29 protein-coding genes and 1 tRNA gene are annotated in these 21,599 nt (G+C 51.8%); 27 read left to right on the top strand and 3 right to left on the bottom strand.

The genetic code is table 11. The features are described from left to right. The first annotated feature begins 63 nt into the window (after positions 1-63). The 26 genes from EAH77_RS12720 to EAH77_RS12595 all read left to right on the top strand — a co-directional run bounded on the left by EAH77_RS12720 (position 64) and on the right by EAH77_RS12595 (position 19,195). On the top strand, positions 64-891 hold the full coding sequence (locus tag EAH77_RS12720) for a GPO family capsid scaffolding protein (protein WP_140473189.1): 828 nt from the start codon (positions 64-66) through the stop codon (positions 889-891). A 54-nt stretch (positions 892-945) separates the two neighbouring features. Continuing rightward, on the top strand, positions 946-1,980 hold the full coding sequence (locus EAH77_RS12715; protein WP_140473188.1) for a phage major capsid protein, P2 family: 1,035 nt from the start codon (positions 946-948) through the stop codon (positions 1,978-1,980). 2 nt (positions 1,981-1,982) lie between these two features. Further along, entirely contained in the window at positions 1,983-2,687 is a 705-nt protein-coding gene (gene gpM, locus EAH77_RS12710) for a phage terminase small subunit (protein ID WP_140473187.1), read from the top strand. Then, positions 2,687-2,986 carry a hypothetical protein gene (locus EAH77_RS25240; protein ID WP_140473186.1) on the top strand — a complete coding sequence of 100 codons (300 nt, stop codon included), beginning with the start codon at positions 2,687-2,689 and terminating at the stop codon, positions 2,984-2,986. The genes gpM and EAH77_RS25240 overlap by 1 nt, the downstream gene beginning before the upstream one ends. A gap of 97 nt (positions 2,987-3,083) precedes the next feature. Next, the gene (locus EAH77_RS12700) at positions 3,084-3,536 is read left to right on the top strand and encodes a head completion/stabilization protein (protein ID WP_140473185.1); all 453 of its coding nucleotides are present in this window, start codon (positions 3,084-3,086) and stop codon (positions 3,534-3,536) included. Beyond that, positions 3,533-4,042, top strand: a complete 510-nt coding sequence (locus tag EAH77_RS12695) for a phage tail protein (RefSeq protein WP_140473184.1) — start codon at positions 3,533-3,535, stop codon at positions 4,040-4,042. Before EAH77_RS12700 ends, EAH77_RS12695 begins: the two co-directional genes overlap by 4 nt. Then, positions 4,039-4,716: a hypothetical protein gene (locus EAH77_RS12690; RefSeq protein ID WP_140473183.1), complete on the top strand. Its 678-nt coding sequence runs from the start codon at positions 4,039-4,041 to the stop codon at positions 4,714-4,716. Before EAH77_RS12695 ends, EAH77_RS12690 begins: the two co-directional genes overlap by 4 nt. A gap of 11 nt (positions 4,717-4,727) precedes the next feature. Continuing rightward, positions 4,728-5,861 carry a DUF2586 domain-containing protein gene (locus EAH77_RS12685; protein WP_140473182.1) on the top strand — a complete coding sequence of 378 codons (1,134 nt, stop codon included), beginning with the start codon at positions 4,728-4,730 and terminating at the stop codon, positions 5,859-5,861. Between the two features lie 3 nt (positions 5,862-5,864). Then, entirely contained in the window at positions 5,865-6,317 is a 453-nt protein-coding gene (locus tag EAH77_RS12680; protein WP_140473181.1) for a phage protein, read from the top strand. 12 nt (positions 6,318-6,329) lie between these two features. Further along, a complete protein-coding gene (locus tag EAH77_RS12675; protein ID WP_140473180.1) occupies positions 6,330-6,626 on the top strand; it encodes a phage holin family protein in 297 nt (98 codons plus the stop codon). Continuing rightward, positions 6,623-6,964, top strand: a complete 342-nt coding sequence (locus EAH77_RS12670; protein ID WP_140473179.1) for a M15 family metallopeptidase — start codon at positions 6,623-6,625, stop codon at positions 6,962-6,964. Before EAH77_RS12675 ends, EAH77_RS12670 begins: the two co-directional genes overlap by 4 nt. After that, positions 6,964-7,335, top strand: a complete 372-nt coding sequence (locus EAH77_RS12665) for a hypothetical protein (RefSeq protein WP_140473178.1) — start codon at positions 6,964-6,966, stop codon at positions 7,333-7,335. The genes EAH77_RS12670 and EAH77_RS12665 overlap by 1 nt, the downstream gene beginning before the upstream one ends. Beyond that, positions 7,271-7,477, top strand: coding sequence for a hypothetical protein (locus EAH77_RS25815; protein WP_140473177.1), 207 nt, complete (start codon positions 7,271-7,273; stop codon positions 7,475-7,477). The genes EAH77_RS12665 and EAH77_RS25815 overlap by 65 nt, the downstream gene beginning before the upstream one ends. Next, complete coding sequence (locus EAH77_RS12655) at positions 7,455-7,721, top strand: putative phage tail assembly chaperone (protein WP_140473176.1); 267 nt, start codon at positions 7,455-7,457, stop codon at positions 7,719-7,721. Before EAH77_RS25815 ends, EAH77_RS12655 begins: the two co-directional genes overlap by 23 nt. A gap of 50 nt (positions 7,722-7,771) precedes the next feature. Continuing rightward, positions 7,772-7,909: a DUF6890 family protein gene (locus EAH77_RS25810; protein WP_431306765.1), complete on the top strand. Its 138-nt coding sequence runs from the start codon at positions 7,772-7,774 to the stop codon at positions 7,907-7,909. Continuing rightward, positions 7,909-9,879: a phage tail tape measure protein gene (locus tag EAH77_RS12650; protein ID WP_140473175.1), complete on the top strand. Its 1,971-nt coding sequence runs from the start codon at positions 7,909-7,911 to the stop codon at positions 9,877-9,879. Before EAH77_RS25810 ends, EAH77_RS12650 begins: the two co-directional genes overlap by 1 nt. Beyond that, positions 9,876-10,208: a DUF2590 family protein gene (locus EAH77_RS12645; RefSeq protein WP_140473174.1), complete on the top strand. Its 333-nt coding sequence runs from the start codon at positions 9,876-9,878 to the stop codon at positions 10,206-10,208. The genes EAH77_RS12650 and EAH77_RS12645 overlap by 4 nt, the downstream gene beginning before the upstream one ends. Next, a complete protein-coding gene (locus EAH77_RS12640; RefSeq protein WP_140473173.1) occupies positions 10,201-11,385 on the top strand; it encodes a baseplate J/gp47 family protein in 1,185 nt (394 codons plus the stop codon). The genes EAH77_RS12645 and EAH77_RS12640 overlap by 8 nt, the downstream gene beginning before the upstream one ends. Then, the gene (locus EAH77_RS12635) at positions 11,378-11,965 is read left to right on the top strand and encodes a hypothetical protein (protein WP_140473172.1); all 588 of its coding nucleotides are present in this window, start codon (positions 11,378-11,380) and stop codon (positions 11,963-11,965) included. Before EAH77_RS12640 ends, EAH77_RS12635 begins: the two co-directional genes overlap by 8 nt. A 9-nt stretch (positions 11,966-11,974) precedes the next feature. After that, a complete protein-coding gene (locus EAH77_RS12630) occupies positions 11,975-13,618 on the top strand; it encodes a phage tail protein (protein WP_140473171.1) in 1,644 nt (547 codons plus the stop codon). Beyond that, the gene (locus EAH77_RS12625) at positions 13,618-14,196 is read left to right on the top strand and encodes a tail fiber assembly protein (RefSeq protein ID WP_140473170.1); all 579 of its coding nucleotides are present in this window, start codon (positions 13,618-13,620) and stop codon (positions 14,194-14,196) included. Before EAH77_RS12630 ends, EAH77_RS12625 begins: the two co-directional genes overlap by 1 nt. 4 nt (positions 14,197-14,200) lie before the next feature. Then, positions 14,201-14,908 carry a hypothetical protein gene (locus EAH77_RS12620; RefSeq protein ID WP_241673454.1) on the top strand — a complete coding sequence of 236 codons (708 nt, stop codon included), beginning with the start codon at positions 14,201-14,203 and terminating at the stop codon, positions 14,906-14,908. Next, entirely contained in the window at positions 14,883-15,425 is a 543-nt protein-coding gene (locus EAH77_RS12615; RefSeq protein WP_140473168.1) for a hypothetical protein, read from the top strand. The genes EAH77_RS12620 and EAH77_RS12615 overlap by 26 nt, the downstream gene beginning before the upstream one ends. Continuing rightward, positions 15,422-17,098, top strand: a complete 1,677-nt coding sequence (locus EAH77_RS12610) for a hypothetical protein (protein WP_140473167.1) — start codon at positions 15,422-15,424, stop codon at positions 17,096-17,098. The genes EAH77_RS12615 and EAH77_RS12610 overlap by 4 nt, the downstream gene beginning before the upstream one ends. Before the next feature lie 94 nt (positions 17,099-17,192). Beyond that, complete coding sequence (locus EAH77_RS12605; RefSeq protein ID WP_140473166.1) at positions 17,193-17,486, top strand: hypothetical protein; 294 nt, start codon at positions 17,193-17,195, stop codon at positions 17,484-17,486. Between the two features lie 950 nt (positions 17,487-18,436). Next, positions 18,437-19,195 (top strand): reverse transcriptase domain-containing protein, encoded by a 759-nt coding sequence (locus tag EAH77_RS12595; protein WP_140473165.1) that lies wholly within the window; start codon positions 18,437-18,439, stop codon positions 19,193-19,195. Between the two features lie 264 nt (positions 19,196-19,459). Here the strand turns inward: EAH77_RS12595 and EAH77_RS12590 are convergent, their stop codons facing one another. From EAH77_RS12590 to EAH77_RS12580, 3 genes are all read right to left on the bottom strand, one after another. Beyond that, a complete protein-coding gene (locus EAH77_RS12590; RefSeq protein ID WP_140473164.1) occupies positions 19,460-19,708 on the bottom strand; it encodes a hypothetical protein in 249 nt (82 codons plus the stop codon). Between the two features lie 602 nt (positions 19,709-20,310). Next, positions 20,311-20,679, bottom strand: a complete 369-nt coding sequence (locus tag EAH77_RS12585; protein WP_140473163.1) for a hypothetical protein — start codon at positions 20,677-20,679, stop codon at positions 20,311-20,313. A 129-nt stretch (positions 20,680-20,808) separates the two neighbouring features. Beyond that, a tRNA-Ile gene (locus tag EAH77_RS12580) sits at positions 20,809-20,885 on the bottom strand. 142 nt (positions 20,886-21,027) lie between these two features. Here EAH77_RS12580 and mug point away from each other — a divergent pair. Next, entirely contained in the window at positions 21,028-21,528 is a 501-nt protein-coding gene (gene mug / locus EAH77_RS12575; protein ID WP_140473162.1) for a G/U mismatch-specific DNA glycosylase, read from the top strand. The last annotated feature ends 71 nt before the right edge of the window (positions 21,529-21,599 follow it).

Here is a 21,599-nt window from a genome sequence, read left to right as displayed (position 1 = left end):
GGTGCGAGGGCGATAATAATTGGCGATACTGCAATCCACGGAAGAAAGGAGATAAATTCCGATATGTCAGGCTCTCAATTAATGACGAATTGGATCTGTATCGCTACCGAAGGGGAAACAGTTGATAAACGTTTTTTAACACGGGAAATGTTAATTGACGCAGCGGAAACCTATAACCCGGATTTATACACTGCATTGCTTTGGCCGGAACATGAGCGTTGGGCGGGTAACGCGGGTGAAGTCTTGGAAGTGGAAGCCGGTGAGGATGATGCGGGACTGGTAAAACTCTATGCCCGTTTATGTCCATCGACTGATTTAATTTATGCTAATCGCAATGGAAAGCTTTTGTTTTCGTCAGTGGAATTAACCCCTGATGGTAACTTTCGCGGCACAGGGCGGCATTATCTGGAGGGGTTGGGCGTAACAGATGAACCCGCAAGCGTTGGCACTACACGAATGCGATTTAATAAGCGGAAAGATAATTACTTCATCGGTAATAGTTCGCCGCTGGTGATTAACGAAATAAAGGAACTGGACATGGCAGGGAAAGTAAAAAATAAATCAACGTGGCGCAGTCTTTTCAGTATTGAAGACGAACAACCTGTAGTGGAAGACGTGCCGCAGGGCGATGATAAATTACAAGCGTTAGCCGAAGCGCTGGCGTCATTGGAATCACGCGTTGCTGCACTGGAAACCAAAACGGATGAAACGGACTCAACCGTAGATGATATTCAAAGCGATGTGGAAACCGTAAAAGGTGTGGTGGATACCGAAGAGTTTGCGCGTCTGCGTGACAACCTCCCGGCTATCGTTAAAAACTTTAGCAAGCAGGTGACACCGCTGCCGAAAAGTAACCCAAAAGGCACGAAGACGGAATTTAAATTCTTATAAGAATTTGACCAGGGAAATTATTAACCGCCGATGGCGATTAAGGACAATTAAGCAATGATTTTAAATGCAAAGGCGCGTGGCTTTTTAAAGCAATTCGCGGCGGGCCTGGCTGCGGCCAACGGTCTGGACGTGGGAGAAGTCTCTAATTACTTCTCATTGTCTGACCCGAAAGAAACCCAGCTGCGTGATGCACTGCTGGAAAGCTCTGAATTCCTGAATTGGATCACCGTCGCGGACGTTGATCAGCTGTCTGGTCAGGTGGTGAGCGTGGGCAGTTCTGGCCTGCATACCGGCCGTATTGCCGATGGCCGTTTCCGTCGCCAAGTGGGCGTTTCAGGTAACGATTACAAGCTGGTAGAAACGGACTCCTGCGCCGCACTGCGTTGGGATCTGCTGTCTATCTGGGCGAATGCCGGTTCAGAAGAGGAGTTCTTCCAGCGCGTCACCGCTTTCACCACTCAGGCTTTCGCACTGGACATGCTGCGTATCGGCTTCAACGGTAAATCCGTGGCGAAATCCACCGACTACGAAAAGAACCCGAACGGCGAAGATGTGAATATTGGCTGGCATGAAATCGTGCGTCTGTACGAAGACGGCAAGCAAATCATGACTGACCCGGTCACGCTGGATCAGAACGGTGATTACAAGTCATTGGACGCCATGGCGTCAGACCTGATTAACGCCAAAATTCCGCAGGAATACCGCAATGACCCGCGCATGGTCGTGCTGGTTGGGGCTGACCTGGTGGCCGCAGAGCAGTACCGTCTTTACCAGGCGGCTGACCGTCCAACGGAAAAAATCGCCGCGCAAATGCTGGAAAGCACCATTGCAGGCCGCCGCGCCATTATCCCGCCGTTTATGCCGGGCAAGCGCATGGTCGTGACCACGCTGAATAACTTGCATATTTATACCCAGCGCAACACCCGCCAGCGTAAAGCGGAATTTGTCGAAGACCGTAAGCAGTACGAAAACAAATACCTGCGCAATGAAGGTTACGCGGTTGAGTACCTGGAATTGTACGCGGCGATTGATGAAAGCGCGGTGACCATTGGCACAGTGGCCGAACCTGCCGAAAAAGTAGGGGAATAAGCATGATGTCACCCGCGCAACGCCATTCGGCCAGGTGTGCCGCACAGGCCAAATTGAAACAGCGCCAGGCGTTGGACAGTTCGGACAGTATGCACGTGATGGCCGCCGCGCTGGAAAAGGACGTGGAGGCGTTGCACGGGCTGACACTGGCGCAAAAGGTCGCCATCAAGCGTGATACCTATTTGCCGCGCTGGATGCCAACGGTTGAAAAGTATCTGGCGGAGGGGGTTATTCAACGTAATCCCGTTCTGGCCTGGTGCGTTATCTGGCTGTTTGACGTGGGCGATCTGGATGCCGCGCTGGATTTGGCGGATATCGCCATTGAGCAGGGGCAGGACACCCCGGCCGCGCTGAAAAGTAACTTTGTCACCTTCACGGCTGACACGGTGCTGGCCTGGGCGGAAAACATGGCCAGGGAGGGCCAGCCGATTGAGCCGTATTTCTCCCGCACGTTTACCAACGTGACGGAGAACTGGGAGCTGTATGAAGTGATCCGTGCCAAGTGGTTCAAATTCGCCGGTATGCGCCAGCTGTTTGACCCGCAGGGCGTACCGCGTGCCACCGCGACGGATGATGTGGAATTGCTAAAACAAGTGGATGGACTGCTGGCCCAGGCGCACAAGCTGCATAGCGGCTGCGGCGTTGGCACCATGCGAAATCAAATTGCGTCCCGTGTGCGGGCGCTTGAAAAAAATCAGGGAAAGTAATGAAAAAATTCATGTTCGAATTGGCCGCAAAAGTTGTGGTTTTGATCAGCGGTGAAGCTGGCCAGGTTAAAGCCCGTGCTGAATACGTCAACCACGCCAACGCCTATCTGATCCACTACAAAGCGGCCGATGGTCGCGCCGTCGATAGCTGGTTTGATGAAGACGAGATCCAGGATAGTGCGCATGGTTTTCACCACCGATATGGCGAACATGGCCATGAGCTGCCCGGTGTTCACAGTCATGCTTTGCCTGGTGCGCACACTCATTCGGTGTCGGGTTCTCATACCCACACTTTTTAAAGTCTACCGCAAGCCGGGGCGGGCGCGGGGAAGGTAATGCCCTTGGGTTATGTACCGTGGATCCCGTTATGCCCGCTTCTCTTTTCGGGGGGATTTTATGTTTAGCGGAACACCGATTGAATACGACGATGAGCCGTTAAAAAACGAGGATTTTTGGCCGGACTTGAACCTGCAAGAGTTTCAGGAACAGCGGAGTATTCCGGCCGATATCGACGCCGGGACAGTGGCCACGGCGCTGCTGACCGCAGCCGGTGAAGTGAATGACTTGCTGGTGTCAGTCAGGGACAAATACCAGGCCAAGGGAATTGGCCAGGCGAGTGAAGCGCCAGGCATAAGCATGATGGACGGGAATCTGTTATGCGCCCGCTATAAGCGTGCGGTGTATGCCCGCGCTAAGGCGGATTTGATGGGGGAGTTTGCCAGCATTGGACGCCGGGAAACGCACCCAGGGCAGGAAAGCGAGGAAACCCGTAACAGCCTGCTGTCAGAGGGTTCGATTGCTATCCGGGCCATTAAAGGAAAGCGCCGTGTGGGAGTACGCAAAATATGAGCCAGTTGGATGAGCTGACCGCTTTCATCACTGAGTACATGCCAAAACGTACCTTTCAGGGCGCAGGGTTTGCCAGTTTCATGGATGAAATGAAATTCATCCCGGCACAGCGGGATTTAGGGCTGGATCAGTATCGTCTGGCGGTTATCCGTTATGACGCGGCGCTAACCTGGGACAGGTTCCCATATCGATTGTATGACCCGCGCAACCTGGCCGCGTTGCTGCTGGTCTGGCTGGGTCAGGTTGATCGGTCACTGTTTGAAGAAATGGGCATTGATGATGAATTGCCGGATTTCGACATTGATGTGATCGATGAAGAAACGGCGGTGCTGGCCATTTCGGTGCCGATGGTTGAAGCGCTGAACATGGTCAAGGATGAAAAGGGAAATATCCCCATGGATGGGGCCATGTGGCGGCTGGCAGATCCCGAAATCTGGCTGGCTAGCGAGGCGCACGTTTACGGCGTGGATAGCCAGGGCGCACCGATTGGCGGCGAGACACCGTGATCCGGGGTGAACTGGATGCCGCCCAACTGAAAGCGTTGCGTAAGCAGCTGAACAGCCTGGCGCTACCGCAGAAAAAGCGTCAGCGGTTGTTATGGCGCTTAGCCAAGTACGGATTAATGCCAGCGGCCAAACGTAACGTGCGCAACCAGGCCGGGCCAGACGGGCAGAAATGGCAGGGACGCCAGACCAAGCGCAAAGGGAAGATGCTGCGCAATATGCCCAAACTGCTACACATCCGCGAAATGCCCGAAATCGACGGCGTGCGGGTGTACTTAAGCGGCGGCGGCTATCGCAATGGTAAGAAATCCATTGCGGCTGGCACGGTGGGTTATGCCCAGCAAAACGGCATGAGCGTGACGGTGAACCGCCGTCAGGTTGAGAAAAAAAGCCGGGTGGCGAGTTTACCGGCCACCACGCGCCAGGCTAAACGGCTGCGGGCGCTGGGGTACAAGGTCAAAAAGGGCAAGCGGTGGCGCAAGCCAGCGTTTAGAGAAATTCAGGAAAGCATGACGATGGCCAAAGCGGGCCTGTTAATCCGGGTGCTGTCTGGCAAGGCGGTGAAAACGTCGTGGTCGGTTGATGTGCCAGCGCGTCCCTTCCTGGGTATCTCGCAAGAGGATTTCAACAAAGCGTTAGCGCGTCAATTGCAGGGCATTGGCTACGGCGCAGGATAAGAGGGAACGGCATGACATGGCCAACGGTTGGCGTTAACCAGGTTAACCAGCTACAGGGTGAAACCAAAGAGATTGAGCGTGCAGTGTTGTACGTAGGAAGAGGAAAGACCAACGCGGGCAAAACGCTGCCGGTGAATACCCAGACTGATTTAGACGTGTTGCTGGGCGCTGATAGCGCGCTCAAGCGTGATGTTAACGCCGCCATGCTGAATGCTGGGCAGAACTGGAGCGGCTTTGTGCACGTCCTGGCCGAACCGGCCGAAGGTATTGAACCTGACTCATGGGTGGAGGCGGTCATGACTGCCCAGGCCGTGGCATCGGTGGAAGGTGTGGTGTTGTCGGATGATATCAGCGACAAAAAGCCGATCAACGAAGCCGCCAGTCTGCGTGCCAATCTGCTGGCTAAGTTGGGCCGCTGGTGCTGGTTTATCCTGGCGGTAGAAGGTCCGCAGGTTGCCGAAGAATGGGCGGATTATCTGGCGCGGTTAGCCACATTACAGGCGCAGATCGCCGCGCCGTCCGTGCAACTGGTGCCGCGTCTGTTTGGCAATGAGCCAGGCGTATTGGCGGGGCGCTTATGCAATCGGGCGGTGACCATTGCCGATAGTCCGGCGCGGGTACAAACCGGTGCTTTGCTGGATATGGGGCGTGATGATTTACCCGTTGATGGCAGTGGTGCGGTGCTGGACCTGGCCACGCTGCAAGCGTTGCAGGAAAAGCGCTTTAGCGTACCGATGTGGTACCCGGATTACGACGGTTTTTATTGGTCAGACGGCCGCACGCTGGACGCAGAAGGTGGGGATTATCAGGCCATTGAATACCTGCGCATTGTCGATAAAGCGGCACGGCGCGTGCGTCTCCAGGCGATTGCCAAGATTGCGGACCGTTCGCTGAACAGCACGCCGAGCAGTATCGCCGCGCACCAGGGATATTTTGCCAAGGTGCTACGTCAAATGGCGATCTCCACGCAGATTAACGGTGTGACGTTCCCCGGTGAAGTCATGACGCCGCAGGATGGGGACGTGACGATCACCTGGAAATCCGCCACGCAGGTGGAGATTTATATTGTGGTGCGCACCTATGAATGCCCGAAAGGCATCACGGTAAGCCTGTTACTGAACAGTGGCGCAGCAGGGAGCAAATAACAGATGAAACGTATTTCAGGGCAATCCACCGATGTGCGTATGGACGGCGATCTGATCCACATCGAAAAGGTGAGTTTAGACATTACCGATAACACGGCGGCCGCCCAAACCCAGGGCGTGCCTGATGGCCATGTATCGGGTGATGTGGCTGGAGAGGGGGAGATTGAAGTCACTACCAAGGTATTGGGGCAGTTGACCGCCATTGCACGCCGTGCCGGTTCATGGCGCGGTATTGAACCGGTCGATCTGATGTTCTACGCCAAGGCCGGAAACGAAGAATTAAAGATTGAGGCTTTCGGCTGCAAGCTGGTGTTGAGCAATATCCTGGACGCTGATCCGAAGGGTGGCGGCGTCATGACACACAAAATTAAGTACTTCATCACCGACCCGAACTTTGTACGGATCAACGGCGTGCCATATCTGGAAGATGAAGACACGCGCAACCTGATTGGATAAGGAATGGCAGGGATGCAAGAGCATGAAAAAAGCCTGTTAAGCCTCATTATCCTGGGCGCACTGATTGCCCTGGGTAAGGCGCTCAACAGTAGTGAACCCATTACGGCGAAGCTTTTTGTTGGCCGCATTATTTTGGGTTCGGCCACCTCAGTGGCGGCCGGTGCCGTCCTGATTTGGATCCCCGGCATTTCTCCGCTGGCCATCGCGGGCGTAGGTGCAGCGCTGGGGATTGCTGGCCACCAGGTTGTCGAGGTGTGGCTTAAACGCAGGGGAAGCAGTTTGTTACCGGGAAAGGGAAAACCAGAATGACACTGAACGAAAAACAGCAGCTGTTTACGCAGCTGATTGCCCAGCTTGTTGAGTGGGCAGGGGAACGCGGCTACCGGCTGACCTTTGGCGAAGCCTACCGCACACCGGAACAGGCGGCACTGAATGCCAAAAGCGGTAAGGGGATCAGCAACAGTTTACACACACAGCGCCTGGCGGTGGATTTTAACCTGTTTATCAGCGGCCAGTACCAGACAAAAACCGAGGCATATTTACCTTTAGGTGAATATTGGGAGTCGCTCGGCGGCACCTGGGGCGGGCGCTTTAAAACCCGTCCAGATGGCAATCATTTTAGCCTGGAACATAACGGGGTGAAGTGATGGCCAAGCAACTGGCCGTCATTGGCCTGGCCCTTCTGGCCGTGTTTACGGCGGGGTGGAAAGTCGGCGACTGGTATCGCGATAGTCTGGATTTGGTGATCAACCGCGCTGCTACGGTGGCCGGAGATAAGGCCCGGATTGAGAGCCAAGAGATAGGCCGCCAATCCGCCAGGGCGTTAGAAGATAAGTTGGAGGCGTTGAAACATGCGCAGCCTGTGGAAATCAGGACAGAATTGGTTAAACCGGTATTTACTAACGAGTGCGTGTCTGACGATTTTGTCAGGATGTACAACGCCGCTGCCGAAAGTGCCGAGCGAACCCTATCAAGAAAATCTGTTAACGAAATGCCCGGAACAATTACCGCGCCTTAACGGTGTATTAGGTAAAGACGTTGCCGAGGTGCTTTTAAAAATAACCCCACAATATGCGGAATGTGCCGCACGGCATAACCAATTAATTGACGAAATAAACCAGCGAAGGAAATTAAATCATGAGCAAAGTACACACCATTGAATTAACCGTAAACGGTCAGGCTTTAATTTTTGAGCCAAACACCACCGCCTATAACAAATTCATCAATGAAATGTCGATGGACAATAAGCTGGCCCCGGCAAATAACTATTTGCGCCGTATTGTTTCCGCAGACAGTAAAGTGGCACTGGATGAAGTGCTGGATATTCCCGGTTCGGCTCTGCAATTGGCGGCGGCGGTGAATGATAAATATGCGCCTAAATTGGATATCGAACTAAAAAACTAGAGGCGCGGGTTCGCGCCATCGAAAATAACGGTCTGGAGCAGTATCTTATTTTGCGCCGCCATTATTTACCGCATGAAAATGACGATACGGAAAATTTAGCCCGCGCCGTGTGGCTGGATAATCGTCATTGGGAGTTTCAACGCATTGCTATTGCAAATGGCATTGCCCTGGCATTTAAAGGCGACTGATGGCGGATTTAGATTTTACGCTGAGCTTGATCGACCGAATTACGCGCCCGCTTAAACAGGCGCAAACGTCGGTGACCGGCTTCGCGCAACACAGTCAGGACGCCTTTGGGAAAATTGCCGTGGGTGTGGGCGGGCTGTGGGGCGTGGGTATGTCGATTAAAGGGGCGCTTGGCCCTGCGATCGACATGTATGACACGATGCAGGAGGCGTCTGCGCGGGGCATTGGTGATGATGTGCTGGCCAAGGTATCCGCCGACGCTCTGAAATTCAGTATGCAATACGGTAAGTCGGCGGTGGAGTTCGTGCAGTCCACGGCGGATATTAACGCAGCCGTTTCCGGGCTGAGTAGCGAAGAACTGCCGAAAGTGGTCAGGGTGGCCAACACGGTGGCCGCCGCGCTTAAAGGCACATCGGGCGACGCGGCGGAATTCATGGGCCAAATGTTCAGCCAATTCAGCGCCGATGCCAATGCCATGGGCAAGGTGCAGTTTGCTGAGCAACTGGCCGGGAAAATGTCCTTCATGAAACAGCAGTTCGGCACGGACATGGGGGTCATTAAAGATTTAATGGAAGGCTCACGCGGCGTCGGCTCAAACTTTGGCGTTGGCATGGACGAGCAGCTGGCGGTGCTGGGCGAACTGCAACGTTCGCTTGGGACAGAAGCGAGTGGATCCTATGAAGGCTTCCTGAGCGGTGCGCAGGAGGGGGCCAAAAAGCTGGGCTTAAGCTTCCTGGATGCACAGGGTCACATGCTTTCAATGCCCGCCATGCTGGAAAAGTTGCAGGGAAAATACGGTAAAAGCATTGAGGGCAACCTTAAGGCCCAGGCGGAGTTAGATGCGGCGTTTGGTGACAGTTCGGCGGTGGTGAAGCAGCTTTATGGCAACGTGGACACCTTGCAACGCAATATCACCGTGCTGGGCGGAAGTGATGGCCTTAAACGCACGCAGGAAATGGCGCAGAAGATGGCGAAACCCTGGGATCGGTTGATGGCTGTTTTTGAGGCGATCAGAATTGCCATTGGGTTAACCCTGTTGCCGGTACTTTATCCCTTGTTGAACGGCCTGGCAGACGGCGGCCAGAAATTTGCCCGCTGGATGACCTTGTTCCCCAATATCGCCAAAGTGGTGGGATATGTTGCGTTGGCCATCTTAAGTCTGGCAGGGGCCGGTGCGCTGGCCAACCTGGTGATGGGCGTGGCCAAATTTATCATGATCGGCCTGAAAGGGATTTGGGCCGCTTTCACCCTGGTGATGAAGTTGGGAACGGCGGCGGTGTGGCTTTACAACGGCGCTATTCGTGCCTGGGCGGCGGGGATGGCCATTTTGCGCGGTGTGTTGCTGGCTATCCGTATAGCGGCTATGACGACTGGTGTCGCCTTTAACTTCCTGAGCTGGCCAATCCTGTTGATCATTGGCGCTATCGCATTACTGGCCGTGGGCCTGTACTTGCTCATTCAGCATTGGGATGCGGTCAAGGCGGCCATCATGCAAACCGACGCTTTCCAGGCACTGGCGGCTGCGGTGAATTGGGTGGCAGACGTGTTTATGACTGCCTGGAAGTGGATCGCCGATGGCTGGACGTGGTTGGTTGACAGTCTGGGCAGTTTGTCCCCGTTCGACGGCATGGCCGCCATGGCGGAAAGTATTGGCAACGTGTTTAGCGGGTTGTGGGAATGGCTTAAGAATTCCTTTGCCGGGACCTATAACTGGATCATCGATAAGTTAAATCTTATTCCAGGTATAAACATCGAAGCCAAACAAGTGGGCGATGTGCCTAAGCCGCTGCAAAATGAAATGTCTACTGGGGGGGCTACACGGGGAATTGATCGTGGCGGGTTGAGCAAAGAAATAAACAGCAACGCGAAAACCACCACTGATAACAGCAAGAGAATTAATACCGTTAATATTTACCCACAAAAGGGAATGACGCCGACTGACTTAATGGAATGGCAGGAGCTAGGAGCATGACGGATGCGTTATATATTGACCTGCTAATTACGGGGCGCAATTTTACTTTAAATACCGGTAATGAGCCGGAACTTTGTAATAATAAAATCAGCATTGGTCAGGATATTGTCCACGCCATTATTGAAAGTGGATTAACCACTCAGTTAGTGGCAGAAAGAAGCCCCACGTTACGCGCTGACGTCATCACGCAATTAATACTTTTAGTTGAAGAAGATGAACGCATTATTCCCGGTACTGTGAACATTACCGAGGAATCATTAAAGCGGCTTTGGGTTGACGCAGAAACTTATGCTTTTGGCAAAATCCCCGTAGGAGTGAATTATGAATAATAAACCGACGATTGATTTTGAAAAGGTGCTGAGTGATAGCGGGATGCCGACGACTAAGGACGAGATCCGCGACCAGTTCAACGCCATCGTAGACGCTGAAGGGATGATAACCAACACGTCAAAAATGTCGCCGTTCTGGAAGCTGGTCACGGCGATTGTAACAACGCCGGTACTTTGGATAAAAGATGTTCTGGTGAATACCGTGCTGGCCAATATGTTTTTGGCCACGGCGAGCGGCCAAATGCTGCGTCTGCTTGCCTGGGGTGTAAATCTGGAAGCTAAGCCCGCCAGCTTTGCCCGGGGGGCGATCCGCTTCATCAAAGAAGACGCCAAACATGTCGTCACCGTGCCAGCGGGAACAGTTATCCAGACCGAGCGCATTAACGGCGTGATTTACGCGGTCACGGTAGATGCTGACACCACGCTAGCGGCGGGACTGGCTAGCGAACTGATCCCCGTCACGGCAAGCCAGGCGGGCGGTGCGTTTAACCTTGCCCCTGGCTATTACCGTATTTTGCCGGTGGCGGTGACGGGTATCAGCCAGGCGGTAAACCAAGATGATTGGCTGCTGACGCCGGGTGCCGATGAGGAATCGGATGATGACTTGCGTGACCGTTGCCGCAATCAGTTCAACCTGGTTGGCAATTACCACACCGATGCCGTTTACCGCAGCATGATCGCCAGCATTGTGGGCCTGAGCGTTGAGCGTATTTTCTTTAAGCATGACGCGCCACGTGGCCCCGGAACGGCTAATGCTTATTTATTGCTGGATAGTGGCGTGATTTCCCAGCCTTTTATTGACGCAGTGAACGACCACATTAACACCCAGGGCCACCATGGCCACGGTGACGATATGCAGTGTATGGCGATGCCGGAAACCCGGCACGATCTGGCCGTTCAGCTGTTTGTCACCAACCCGGACAACATGACCGATGAGCAAAAAGCCGCGTTGGTTGGTAATGCCAGCGACCTGATCCGCGCTGCTTTTCGGGAAAATACGGACTATGACGTGAAACAGACCTGGCCCTATTCGCGGTTCTCTTTTTCTAATTTGGCCCGCGAAATCCACAAGACGTTTGCTGAGGTGGATTCCATCACCTTTTCTCTGGGCGATATCGTCAGTGAGCTGACGGTGCCGCGATTAAACTCACTGGCGGTGGAGATCAAGAGTGCCTGATTTCAAAGCGCGATTAAAAAATTTGGTGTTGCCTTCATGGATGAGTGAAGGCGAACCGGCCGCGCTACTGCGGGCAAGTCGCACGTTTTGGCAGGGCGTTTATGAGTGGGTGAGCTGGCCACTGCGCCAGTTTGATCCGCTGATGTGTGCGGAACCGCTGCTAAAGCTGTTGGCCTATGACCGCGATATAACCCGGTTTAACGGTGAGCCGCTAACCCTGTTTAGAAAGCGCGTGGCTTATGCCTTTATCAATGCCAGTGACGCCGGTTCAGCGGCGGGATTTATCGCCATCTTTGACCGGTTGGGGATTGGTTACGTTGAGTTGCTGGAGCGTCAGGAGGGTGTGGATTGGGACGTGATCATGGTGCGGGTGACAGACAGCCAGATCGCCGATAACAGCGATTTACTCTTAGAAATTATCCGTAAATATGGTCGGACCTGCCGCCGCTATCAATTTGAAGTCATCACAACCTCTGGGCTGAATATCCGGGCGGGGTGGAATCAGGGCGAATACGTGTGTTATCCGGCGACCCTTGGCACTCAATCAACCCCCGCCACGTTTGGCGCAACATTATCGTAAGGACGAGAAATGTCTCAGACCGTAATTACCGAAGCCTTTGAACAGTGGAAGACACAGCAGGCTACCGATAACCAGCCGGTGATCCTGGATGAATTTGTGCTGGCCAACGTGCCGGGGCTGGATCCGTCCAAAGGGATTGACCGCAAAGAAGGCTTGCCGCCAGCGGCACACATCGTTTATCGCCAGGCGGTCAGCAAAACCGGCGTGGTGAACGATAATTCCGTGGTGTACTCCGTGACCATTGGCGCGGATGTGGGCGACTTTGCTTTTAACTGGATTGGTCTGGTCAATAAAGCCAGCGGCACGCTGGCCATGATTGTGCATGCACCGCTGCAAAGCAAAGTGAAGAACACCAACGGCCAGCAGGGCAACGTGTTAACTCGCTCATTCCTGATGGAGTACAAAGGCGCGGTGAGCGAGACGTTAATCTCCACACCGGCCGAAAGCTGGCAGATTGATTTTACCGCCCGCCTGTCGGGCATGGATGAAGCCCTGCGACTGGCCAACGTGGACACCTACGGTCCCGGTGCCTTCTTTGACGATGGTTTTTTGGTTGCCAAGACAGGAAGCCAGCATTTTGTTACCCAGGGGCTGGGGTACATCGGCGGTCTGCGTGCGTCACTGGCGGCTAACGCCAATATTGCGCTAACGGCGATACCGACCAAAGTCTGGGCGGATGTGAGCTACAGCGGGACGCTAACCAGCGCTTACCAGACGCGCATTAAATTCACTATTGCCCCCGAACTTGCCCACTACACCAGCAATGGGGTAGCGCATTACGTGTTTGCACTGGCCAGCATCGACGAAGATGGCGTTATTACCGATCTGCGTCCCAAAGGGTCATTGGGTGAACAGCAGGGTAAGAGTGATTATTTGCGCAAAGATAAAAATTTGTCTGACGTCCATGACGTTCTTACCGCGCGTAAAAACTTGGCCCTGAAAGGCGCGGCGTTATTGGATGTGGGAACGACCCCCAACACAGTGGCGGCGGGGGATGACCCACGTTTTGACAGCTATCCGGTAGGTGCTCCCATTGCGTGGCCGTCTGACACCCTGCCCGCGACAACCGGTTACGCTTTAATGGTCGGCCAGACATTCGATACAACCGTTTATCCAAAACTTGCCATTGCTTATCCGAGTGGCGTGATCCCCGATATGCGCGGATGGACAATTAAAGGGAAACCCGCGTCAGGGCGTGCCGTGGGGTCATACGAACAAGATGCTATTAAGTCGCACACCCACGGGGGCGAGGTATACGGCACTGATCTGGGGTCACCCTATACCACCGGTTTTGATTACGGTGCAAAGGGCACGGATGGTTTTGATTACGGCAGCAAACTCACTACAGAGGGTGGTTATCACGAGCACAGCATGAAAGCGCGTGAATCGAATATTTCTCTTAACGGGGGCGGTTCTTCCCGTCGATTGCTGGATGTTAATCATGGGTATGCCAATGAGGCCCTAATCACCGGCGAAGGTCAGCATCAACATTGGGTTGGTATTGGCGCACACGGTCATAACGTTTACATCGGTGGGCATAGCCACCAAGTCCCGCTTGGGGCGCACACCCACGGCCTGGCGATTCATGCCGCAGGTAACCCAGAAAATACCGTTAAAAACATCGCACTAAACTATATTGTGAGGCTCGCATAATGTTCAAAGTATCCGCAGAAAATCAGATTGTGAAAGTATTCAACTTTGTTCCAACGACCAAGGAACTTATTGGCCCCTGTGACGCCTGGGTCGTGCCGCACACCGGTTTACCCGCCAACTGCACAACGGACAAACCTCCGGTGCTGAAAATCAATCAGGCCGCCGTTTATATCAATACCGGCTGGCAAATTGTTGAGGATTATCGCGGGGCCACGGTGTATGACATTAGCAACCGCGGTGCGAGTCGAGTCGATGCGTTAGGCCCTATCCCTGACGACAAAACCCGCATTGCGCCCGCGTCAGAATTTGACGAATGGAACGGTAAAAAGTGGGTGAAAGACAAAAGCGTCGAGAAAACCACACTGATTAACCAGGCAGCGCAGGATAAAAAAGACCGCATAGCCGTAGCGTCGGAACACATCAGCATTCTGACCTTTGCCAAAGACAGCGAACAGGCGACAGAAGACGAATTGCTCTTATTGACCGCGTGGCAAAACCACCGCTTACAACTGAGCCGCGTCGACGTGTCCAGTGCGCCGGATGTTATATGGCCCGGAGAACCGGCCGATGTGGCATAAAGCGATGTTAAGTATCCCCCAAAATATGGCGGCGCTGACGTGCTCGGTGCTGCCGGTGCATCCGTGGGTGTATGGCCTTGGTCAGGAAGCGGGTGAAGGCAGTTATTTAAGCCCGAAAAATGCCGCTGAGCATCTGGCCAGCAAGCTAGGTACTGATGACGATGAAATCAACGTGATTGTTTTTATGGTCTGTGCCACGTCTCAGGCGGATTTTATGAAGAACCTGGCGGCATTTTCGTCGGTTTTGCCGCTGCCGGTATTTTCTCAAGTTGCACGCCGGGCGCAGGAAGTGGCCCAGCTTGCCATCACAAAAATGCAGATCCCCGGCAAAGCGGTGAGCGGTTTGCCGCCAGCGGTTCCACTGTCCACCGCCACCAACCGCCTGGCCATGAATGCCCAGCGCATTGCCCAGGCCAAAGCTGAGGCGGCCACCGGGGCCAGCATTAGCGGCCTTGTGTCGGCAATGTCTGATTTCGCCACTGCCCGCCATGAAGCCCTGGCCGGTGTCACCCAGGCGTTGGCGGATTTGCAGGGAAAAAGCACTACCGCCTGGGTATTTACCGCCAAAGGGTCCCCGGCGTTTATCGCCAGTGAAATGCGCAAAAATATCCCGCAGCAGGATGCCATCTTTACGCTGGCCACGCTGTTTTCTGGCCCGGATTTATCGCTATTGGAGGGCATGATAAATGATGATCACCACGCTGGCGCTTAACGGCGAAGCCATTCCGCTGATGGACCTTAAAGTTACGGCAACAATGCAGTTTCAGGAAAAAGACCAGTCCGGGCAATCCTCGAGCACGGCCACCGCTGAGCAAGGAACGAAAGCCAAGGAATTGCGCATTTCCGGCATGGTGCCGTTTCGTGATGTGAAGGTGCTTAAGCGATTATTTGAACTGGCAGAAACCAAGGACGCCAGCGGCAAATTGCAAACCTACCGCGTGGCCAACCTGGCCGCCCAGGCGGTTAACTTCCGGGAAGGGACATTCAGCGGGAATATTGACGCACCACCGCAGGACGGAAAAATGGCCTGGCTGGTCACCTTCACGTTGCGCGAAAAGGGCAGCGTGGCCGAAAAGCGTGAAGCCCGCGCCGGGGGTAAAACGGCGGCCACTAAGCAGGGCGGAAAGGCTGGCTCTAATGGCGGTGCGGCGGCTGACGATGACGAAAAACTCAGTTGGTTTGAAAGCAAGGTGCTCAAACCCGTTAATGATGCGCTGGGGCCAGCATGAAACCGGTCAAAAGATTATATCTGTCTAATACGGCCGCGCACCTGGTGGACGTCAATCTGGCACTGGAATTAAGCGCGTGCGGTCGGGGATTTATCACTGCGCAAACGGATGAAGATTTTACCGGCAAACTGGTGCGTCTTGATATTGGTTATCCCGATTTGGTGCTGCGCTGGTTCACCGGGTATGTGGAGCGTTCGCAGCCTTCTGAATCGGGCTACCAGCGGCTTTTTGTCCGGGAGCTGGTCGGCGTATTCGAACGCGCCTGGCCGTGTTCTTTCCAGCATCCAACTCTGCGCGACGTGGCCAAATGGCTGAGCGAAGAAAGCGGGCTGGAGTTTACCGTTCCTGCGTCGAGCTATGCCGACAAGCCGATCCCCCATTTCACTCACAGCGGCACCGGCTATCAACTTCTGGCCAGTCTTGGCCGTGCTTTCTCAATCAATGATTATATTTGGTATCAGCTGCCTGATGGCGGCGTGTTCGTGGGAAGTGCGGCGGATGCACTTTTTGCGGGTAAGTCGGTGGAGATCCCCAGCGAATTTAGCCAGGGAACGGCGGCGGGCAACACCATGACCGTGCCGGTTATCCAAACCCTGCGCCCTGGTGTAGACGTGAACAACCAGCGGTTAACCACCGTTCGGCTACATAACGATGATATGGCCATCACCTGGACGCCGCGTAATAAGGTCACCGGCCAGGCATTGCAGAAAACGCCTATTCAGCGCCAGGTTGAGGGGGCTTTTCCTGAGTTGGCCAGCGGTCTGCATCTGCCAAAGTTCGCCAGGGTAGAGGCACCCAGCGAGGACGTGAGCAACGGGAACATTGCTGATCCCTATCGCCCACGGTACGCGGTTGATTTGCAGCTGTTAGACGCAGACGGCAAACCGGCGAAGGATACCCCGATTTATCCGGCCGTGCCGTTGCCGTTGCCGATGGCGGGCAGTGAGTCCGGGATGTTCCAGTTTCCTCCTGTTGGCACGCTGGTAGAGGTGGGCTTTAATGAGGGGAGGCCAGATAAACCCTTTGTTCGCCAAACCATGGCGCAGGGCAACAGCTTACCCGCCGTCAAACCCGGAGAGCAGTTACAGCAGCAACGCGATGGGGTATCCCAGCGGGTGACGGTGGCAGGGGATTGGGAGCGCCAGACCGACCAGACGATCAGTGAGTCTTCCATGCGCCGGGTTATCCAGGCCGATGAGGAAACCCGCACGCTGGTAACCCGTGAAACCACCATTCAGGCCACGGATAAAACCATTGTTCTGGGCACGTATAAGCTTTTGGCCGGTGCAGTGCAGCAGGTTGCCCAGGGGGATTTTTGCCTGGCCACCCAGGCCAACTATGTGGCGAGCATCCAGGGCAATGCCACTACGGACGTGGGCGGGGATAATACGGTTAACGTTGTAGGTCAGTTGGTTGAGAAGGTCGGCCAATTACGCAGCAGTGTAGCGGCCGTGCGCCAGGAAGTGATTGCACCTGTGGTTTGGATTGGGAGCCAGAGTATTAACGTTTGTCAGTTGATGCTTGAAACCCTGGACGTGGTGAAGCAACTGGCTGAGCTAACCGCAGCCCATACGCATAGCAACACCGGAACGCCGCAGAATGCAGCGACTATTACCTCTACCGGCGCAAAAGCCACTGAGCTTAAGACGAAATACGATCCGATTATTGGATGATTTTTAAATGTGTATATTTTTCAGTATATTGCGTACCAACGCGGAATGTACGGACATGTTAGAATAGAGGCTATACTCTCCTGAGGTTTAGATAATGAATATTGAACATGCTAGTACAACATTATGTCTGGCCGAACGTCTAGATAATGATAAGCAAAAAAACGCTTTGCTCTCATGGTTAACCCTTATTGGAGATGATAGCGTTCCTAAGCCATTGACCATGGCAAAATTCAATATTGAATCTGATTTAGAGTTAGTGCGGCTGTTCGATGAAATGTGTAGTTTAGCGGAAGTAGTAGGCTCCTATAATAGTGATGGGAAGTTCATGATTAAGTCACTAACCGAGAGAGGAGAGCTAAGTTATACCCGCCTCATAAGTCTGAAATAATTTCTATGCCCGCCGTGTGCGGGCTTTTTATTGCCCGCAGATAACCCACCTCAATCGCACACAGCCCCGTGCAGCATTCGAGCTAACGCCATGAACTCTTTCAAAACGATCAAGCCAACCTGATTCGGCATGCGCAGCGACAGCCTCACGGAACAAAGCAAGACGTGACGGAAATTGCACTACACCGCACCCGCCTGCGGCTTTTGCGTCAGTTGTTTTTTTCAGTTTCAGTTTTCTACAAACCATAGCGCCAGGCCGCGCTGTGCCTGGGCTTTTGCATGCAACCCCAAACTGAAAAGATTGAAACGGATTTCAGTGAATTTCAGTTTTATGGCTCTCGAAAGGATCGTAGGAAAAACTCATTTCACTGAAATAAAAGGTTTTTATGTGTTTTTTGCCTGATTGATGGGGCGTTGAAAAGGTCAATGCTGTGAGCCAGTAAATTGCATAGAGACCAGACGTGGCGCGGTTTGTATTGATTATTATTAAACTGAAAAAGGCATTAATAGAGCAACTATTTCAAAAAATTAGATCACTAGTAAAACAAAAAGTGTTTCGCGCTACGAATTCTGCATGTAATCTGTTTGTTCCTGACGTTAGCTGGGTTTTCCGGCCTCTCTGTACTCGTCGTTATTCGACATGCCGATGGTCGCCTTACGATGCTGTGAGCTGCTCAACGCTGCCGCACGCCGCGCAGGGTTGTCGTAGGTTTCTGATGGCCTCTACGGGTCGTCGCGTTTTTAGTTTGGGCTATGCGCTTGCGCTAAGAAACGTCAGGATTGTATAGAGAGAACGATTTATGACTAAAACACATAAAATCGGCTTAGTTAAAGTGCTCGAGATTACTACTGTAATCTTAGCCTTTATCAACGAGTCGTGGACTTTCGTTGAAAAGGTGCTGAGCCTCTTTAACATAGTCCCTAACTACATTAATTTCGGCACTTATATCAATGGACAAATGGATACATAAGTTTGAAATTAAAGAAGGACGTTGGGTTTATGTACCAAGTGAAAAGACCCGGGAAATCGGGGGAAAGATACACTTTTACATCAAACATAAATGGAACTATCCTCTTTATATGTATCATTTAAGGAAGGGAGGGCATGTTGCAGCTGCAAATCGGCATATCAAGAAACAATATTTTTCTCTGATCGATATAAGTGATTTTTTCGGTTCTACCAGTCAAAGTCGGGTTACTAGAGAGCTAGGAAAGCTTATTCCTTATGCTAAAGCAAGGGAGATTGCTAAGTTATCGACAGTTAGAAGCCCTCCTTCTAATGGTCTTAAACACGTTATCCCTTATGGGTATCCGCAATCTCCTATATTAGCAACTTTATGTTTTCATCAATCATTTTGTGGGAAGTTAATAAATATTATTAGTAAGTCAGGTCAGATTTCGGTAAGCATTTACATGGATGATATTTTGCTTTCAAGTGATGATCTGAGCCAGCTAGAAATTGCTTTCAATTCTGTAAAAGCAGCGTTAGCAAAGTCAGGATATTGTATAAACGAACGAAAAACACAGTCCCCATCTACAATGGTCAAAGTTTTCAACTTAGAGCTTAGTCAGCAGTCACTTCGTGTATCCCCTAAAAGGATTGTCGAATTTCTACAAGCTTATATATCTAGCAAGAATGCAGCTGAGAGGAAGGGAATAGCATCATACGTCGGCAGCGTCAACAAATCGCAATCTACGATATTCAAGTAGGTTTCCCTATTCATGCTGGTGAGTCTTATTTGCAGAATTCACCTTAAATAAATCTCTCAAACCAATATTGCATGAATATATAAGCTTAGCTAGGAAATCCTTACGTGAAACTGACCGTTATAAAAAAAAGCCACTTAGTTAAAAGTGGCTTAATAATATTGAATATTAGGCAAAAATTTGTTGGTCCATACTGGCCTTGAGTCAGCGATCAAGTGCATCTTTTGATTTTTCATAGCGCCGTAAGGTGATCAAGCGGTAATAGGATTAAAATTCTTCTATAGGTAATGGTTTTTCATTGGATTGCGGGGGAGCTCCTGCTATTTTGTGTACAAGTCCAAAAAGGACTTCTTCCGCGCGATACCTTTCTTTAGACGAATCTTCTTTTACAAAAATTTTTTCATTATGCATACGCAGAATGGAGGCATCCTGGAGAGAATGCAAATCTACTCCGCGTACATGGAGTTCCAATAAGACTGCTTTTAATGCTAATTCAACCTGAAATTTAGTGGCCATGTCTACCTCAAAAATTGTGAATGGACATAATGTGATTATTAGTATAAAAAGTGGTCATATTTCACGTAACCCCTTGTTATAATTGGTCTGGTAGGGTTTTAACCCCGTCAGAAATTACTACATATTCTGAACAAGCTCGCACGATAATTTTGAGGTGATACAAGAGTTTGGTATGAGCCACAGAATGAAGTGGTAGATGGCTCTCTTTACTTAGGGTTAGCGGTGCACCAGTCGGCTGCCCTGTTCGTCAGTAAGGCTATTAGATTGCCACTGAACTAGCGCCCTGTTCATTTCCCTTGTTCTTGCATCTGTCTATTACCACTTTTTACGGCTACTAAGCCAACTACCAAATTTATTTTAGGCCGAACTAAAAATCTAAAGTGGTGTGCAAAAATTGGGTCAAAGTAACCTCCTTTTGCATTTCTGTCACAGACAGATACATCCTACTGAACGATTGAGACTGGGGCAATAGGTTGAAATGCAGGGAAGTTGTTGAAGTTATTAAAGATACGTCGCCATTCTGTCGCCAATTGTGGCGTTGGAGTGTTATAACTAGTTGTATAAGAAGTGTTTTTCTATAGAGAAGGAAAAAATCACGATCGTTAGGTTTTATCTTTTGTGTTGTGCTTAATCATTGCTCTAGAAAGTGATTCTAGTACAAACCAAAGACCCCAAAATATGCTAAGCAATAATGCCCACCAAAGAATATCAGTTGAATACGATTCCCATGAGTCTTTGATTACAGCCACTGCTTTAGGGGTTTCTTTCAGCTTGGTTTGCAAGGAGTTGCTGAAACTCTCAACAAAAATATAGATTAAGTATGTGAGAAGAGAAATTAATAGGAGGAATTTGAAATAGTTTGAAGATACGACATCTTGATAAAAAGATGCTTTGGTCACAGCGAACCCCATAGAAGCTATAAAGATTGTCACCAGAATTCCAATTGACGACTCCATTGTTCCTGCGTCCATATACCCCTGCTTTAATGTTCTTGATGTCGCGATGAAAAATAGTGCGACAATTTTGCGACACAATCAATGAGATGGAAAAAAGCCACCCTGCAAAAAGTGGCTTAATCTACTGAATTTAAAGCTAAAATTTGGTGGCCCCTACTGGACTTGAACCAGTGACCAAGCGATTATGAGTCGCGTGCTCTAACCAACTGAGCTAAGGGGCCGTGGGGCGGGATTATACGGTAAGTTCCGGTTACAGGTCTACAGGTGATCGGTTTGTATGCGCGTTTTGTGTGCGATTCTAGTCTGTTGTCATTGCTGCCTTTTTTTGCGATAACTGCGGTAAATACGTCACAGGGTTACATCATGATCACCGATATTATTGCTGACGATCTTACCGTGCTGTTTTGCGGGATCAATCCGGGTCTTTCTACTGCCCATCATGGCTACCATTTTGCTAATGCCAACAACCGTTTCTGGAAGGTGATCCACCAGGCCGGCTTTACCGACCGTTTGCTTAAGCCGGAAGAGGAGCAGCATCTGCTCGACACCGCGTGTGGCATCACGATGCTGGTCGAACGGCCAACGGTGGAAGCCACGGAACTGGTGCGCGATGAGTTACGTGAGGGCGGGGCGCTGCTGACAGCCAAGATCGAGCGTTACCAGCCACGTGCACTGGCGGTGCTGGGTAAGCAGGCGTTCAGTAAGGCGTTCGGCATCAGTAAAGTGAGCTGGGGCCGTCAGGCATTGAAAATTGGCCGTACGGAGGTCTGGGTATTACCAAACCCAAGCGGACTGAACCGCGCCACGCTGGATGAGTTGGTCGCGTCTTATCGTGAGATGTATGACGCGCTCAGCGCGTATTAATCAGCGAATGTATGCCAAAAAAAAAGCCCCGCGAAGGTTTTCACCATCGCGGGGCTTTTTGATGACGATTA

Source organism: Ewingella americana, from assembly GCF_006438725.1.
Lineage (GTDB): Bacteria > Pseudomonadota > Gammaproteobacteria > Enterobacterales > Enterobacteriaceae > Ewingella > Ewingella americana_A.
This window is presented reverse-complemented; position numbering and strand designations above follow the sequence as displayed.

Excerpts from the sequence above, each read along its gene's own strand:
- EAH77_RS12715 (WP_140473188.1), top strand. The coding sequence starts at position 946 with ATGATTTTAAATGCAAAGGCGCGTGGCTTTTTAAAGCAATTCGCGGCG.
- EAH77_RS12675 (WP_140473180.1), top strand. The coding sequence starts at position 6,330 with ATGCAAGAGCATGAAAAAAGCCTGTTAAGCCTCATTATCCTGGGCGCA.
- EAH77_RS12585 (WP_140473163.1), bottom strand. The coding sequence starts at position 20,679 with ATGGACGCAGGAACAATGGAGTCGTCAATTGGAATTCTGGTGACAATC.
- gpM (WP_140473187.1), top strand. The coding sequence starts at position 1,983 with ATGATGTCACCCGCGCAACGCCATTCGGCCAGGTGTGCCGCACAGGCC.
- EAH77_RS12650 (WP_140473175.1), top strand. The coding sequence starts at position 7,909 with ATGGCGGATTTAGATTTTACGCTGAGCTTGATCGACCGAATTACGCGC.
- EAH77_RS12625 (WP_140473170.1), top strand. The coding sequence starts at position 13,618 with ATGTTCAAAGTATCCGCAGAAAATCAGATTGTGAAAGTATTCAACTTT.
- EAH77_RS12640 (WP_140473173.1), top strand. The coding sequence starts at position 10,201 with ATGAATAATAAACCGACGATTGATTTTGAAAAGGTGCTGAGTGATAGC.
- EAH77_RS12720 (WP_140473189.1), top strand. The coding sequence starts at position 64 with ATGTCAGGCTCTCAATTAATGACGAATTGGATCTGTATCGCTACCGAA.
- mug (WP_140473162.1), top strand. The coding sequence starts at position 21,028 with ATGATCACCGATATTATTGCTGACGATCTTACCGTGCTGTTTTGCGGG.
- EAH77_RS12610 (WP_140473167.1), top strand. The coding sequence starts at position 15,422 with ATGAAACCGGTCAAAAGATTATATCTGTCTAATACGGCCGCGCACCTG.
- EAH77_RS25240 (WP_140473186.1), top strand. The coding sequence starts at position 2,687 with ATGAAAAAATTCATGTTCGAATTGGCCGCAAAAGTTGTGGTTTTGATC.
- EAH77_RS12630 (WP_140473171.1), top strand. The coding sequence starts at position 11,975 with ATGTCTCAGACCGTAATTACCGAAGCCTTTGAACAGTGGAAGACACAG.
- EAH77_RS12645 (WP_140473174.1), top strand. The coding sequence starts at position 9,876 with ATGACGGATGCGTTATATATTGACCTGCTAATTACGGGGCGCAATTTT.
- EAH77_RS12605 (WP_140473166.1), top strand. The coding sequence starts at position 17,193 with ATGAATATTGAACATGCTAGTACAACATTATGTCTGGCCGAACGTCTA.
- EAH77_RS12685 (WP_140473182.1), top strand. The coding sequence starts at position 4,728 with ATGACATGGCCAACGGTTGGCGTTAACCAGGTTAACCAGCTACAGGGT.
- EAH77_RS12615 (WP_140473168.1), top strand. The coding sequence starts at position 14,883 with ATGATGATCACCACGCTGGCGCTTAACGGCGAAGCCATTCCGCTGATG.
- EAH77_RS12590 (WP_140473164.1), bottom strand. The coding sequence starts at position 19,708 with ATGGCCACTAAATTTCAGGTTGAATTAGCATTAAAAGCAGTCTTATTG.
- EAH77_RS12670 (WP_140473179.1), top strand. The coding sequence starts at position 6,623 with ATGACACTGAACGAAAAACAGCAGCTGTTTACGCAGCTGATTGCCCAG.
- EAH77_RS12655 (WP_140473176.1), top strand. The coding sequence starts at position 7,455 with ATGAGCAAAGTACACACCATTGAATTAACCGTAAACGGTCAGGCTTTA.
- EAH77_RS12680 (WP_140473181.1), top strand. The coding sequence starts at position 5,865 with ATGAAACGTATTTCAGGGCAATCCACCGATGTGCGTATGGACGGCGAT.
- EAH77_RS12665 (WP_140473178.1), top strand. The coding sequence starts at position 6,964 with ATGGCCAAGCAACTGGCCGTCATTGGCCTGGCCCTTCTGGCCGTGTTT.
- EAH77_RS12695 (WP_140473184.1), top strand. The coding sequence starts at position 3,533 with ATGAGCCAGTTGGATGAGCTGACCGCTTTCATCACTGAGTACATGCCA.
- EAH77_RS12700 (WP_140473185.1), top strand. The coding sequence starts at position 3,084 with ATGTTTAGCGGAACACCGATTGAATACGACGATGAGCCGTTAAAAAAC.
- EAH77_RS12620 (WP_241673454.1), top strand. The coding sequence starts at position 14,201 with ATGTTAAGTATCCCCCAAAATATGGCGGCGCTGACGTGCTCGGTGCTG.
- EAH77_RS12595 (WP_140473165.1), top strand. The coding sequence starts at position 18,437 with ATGGACAAATGGATACATAAGTTTGAAATTAAAGAAGGACGTTGGGTT.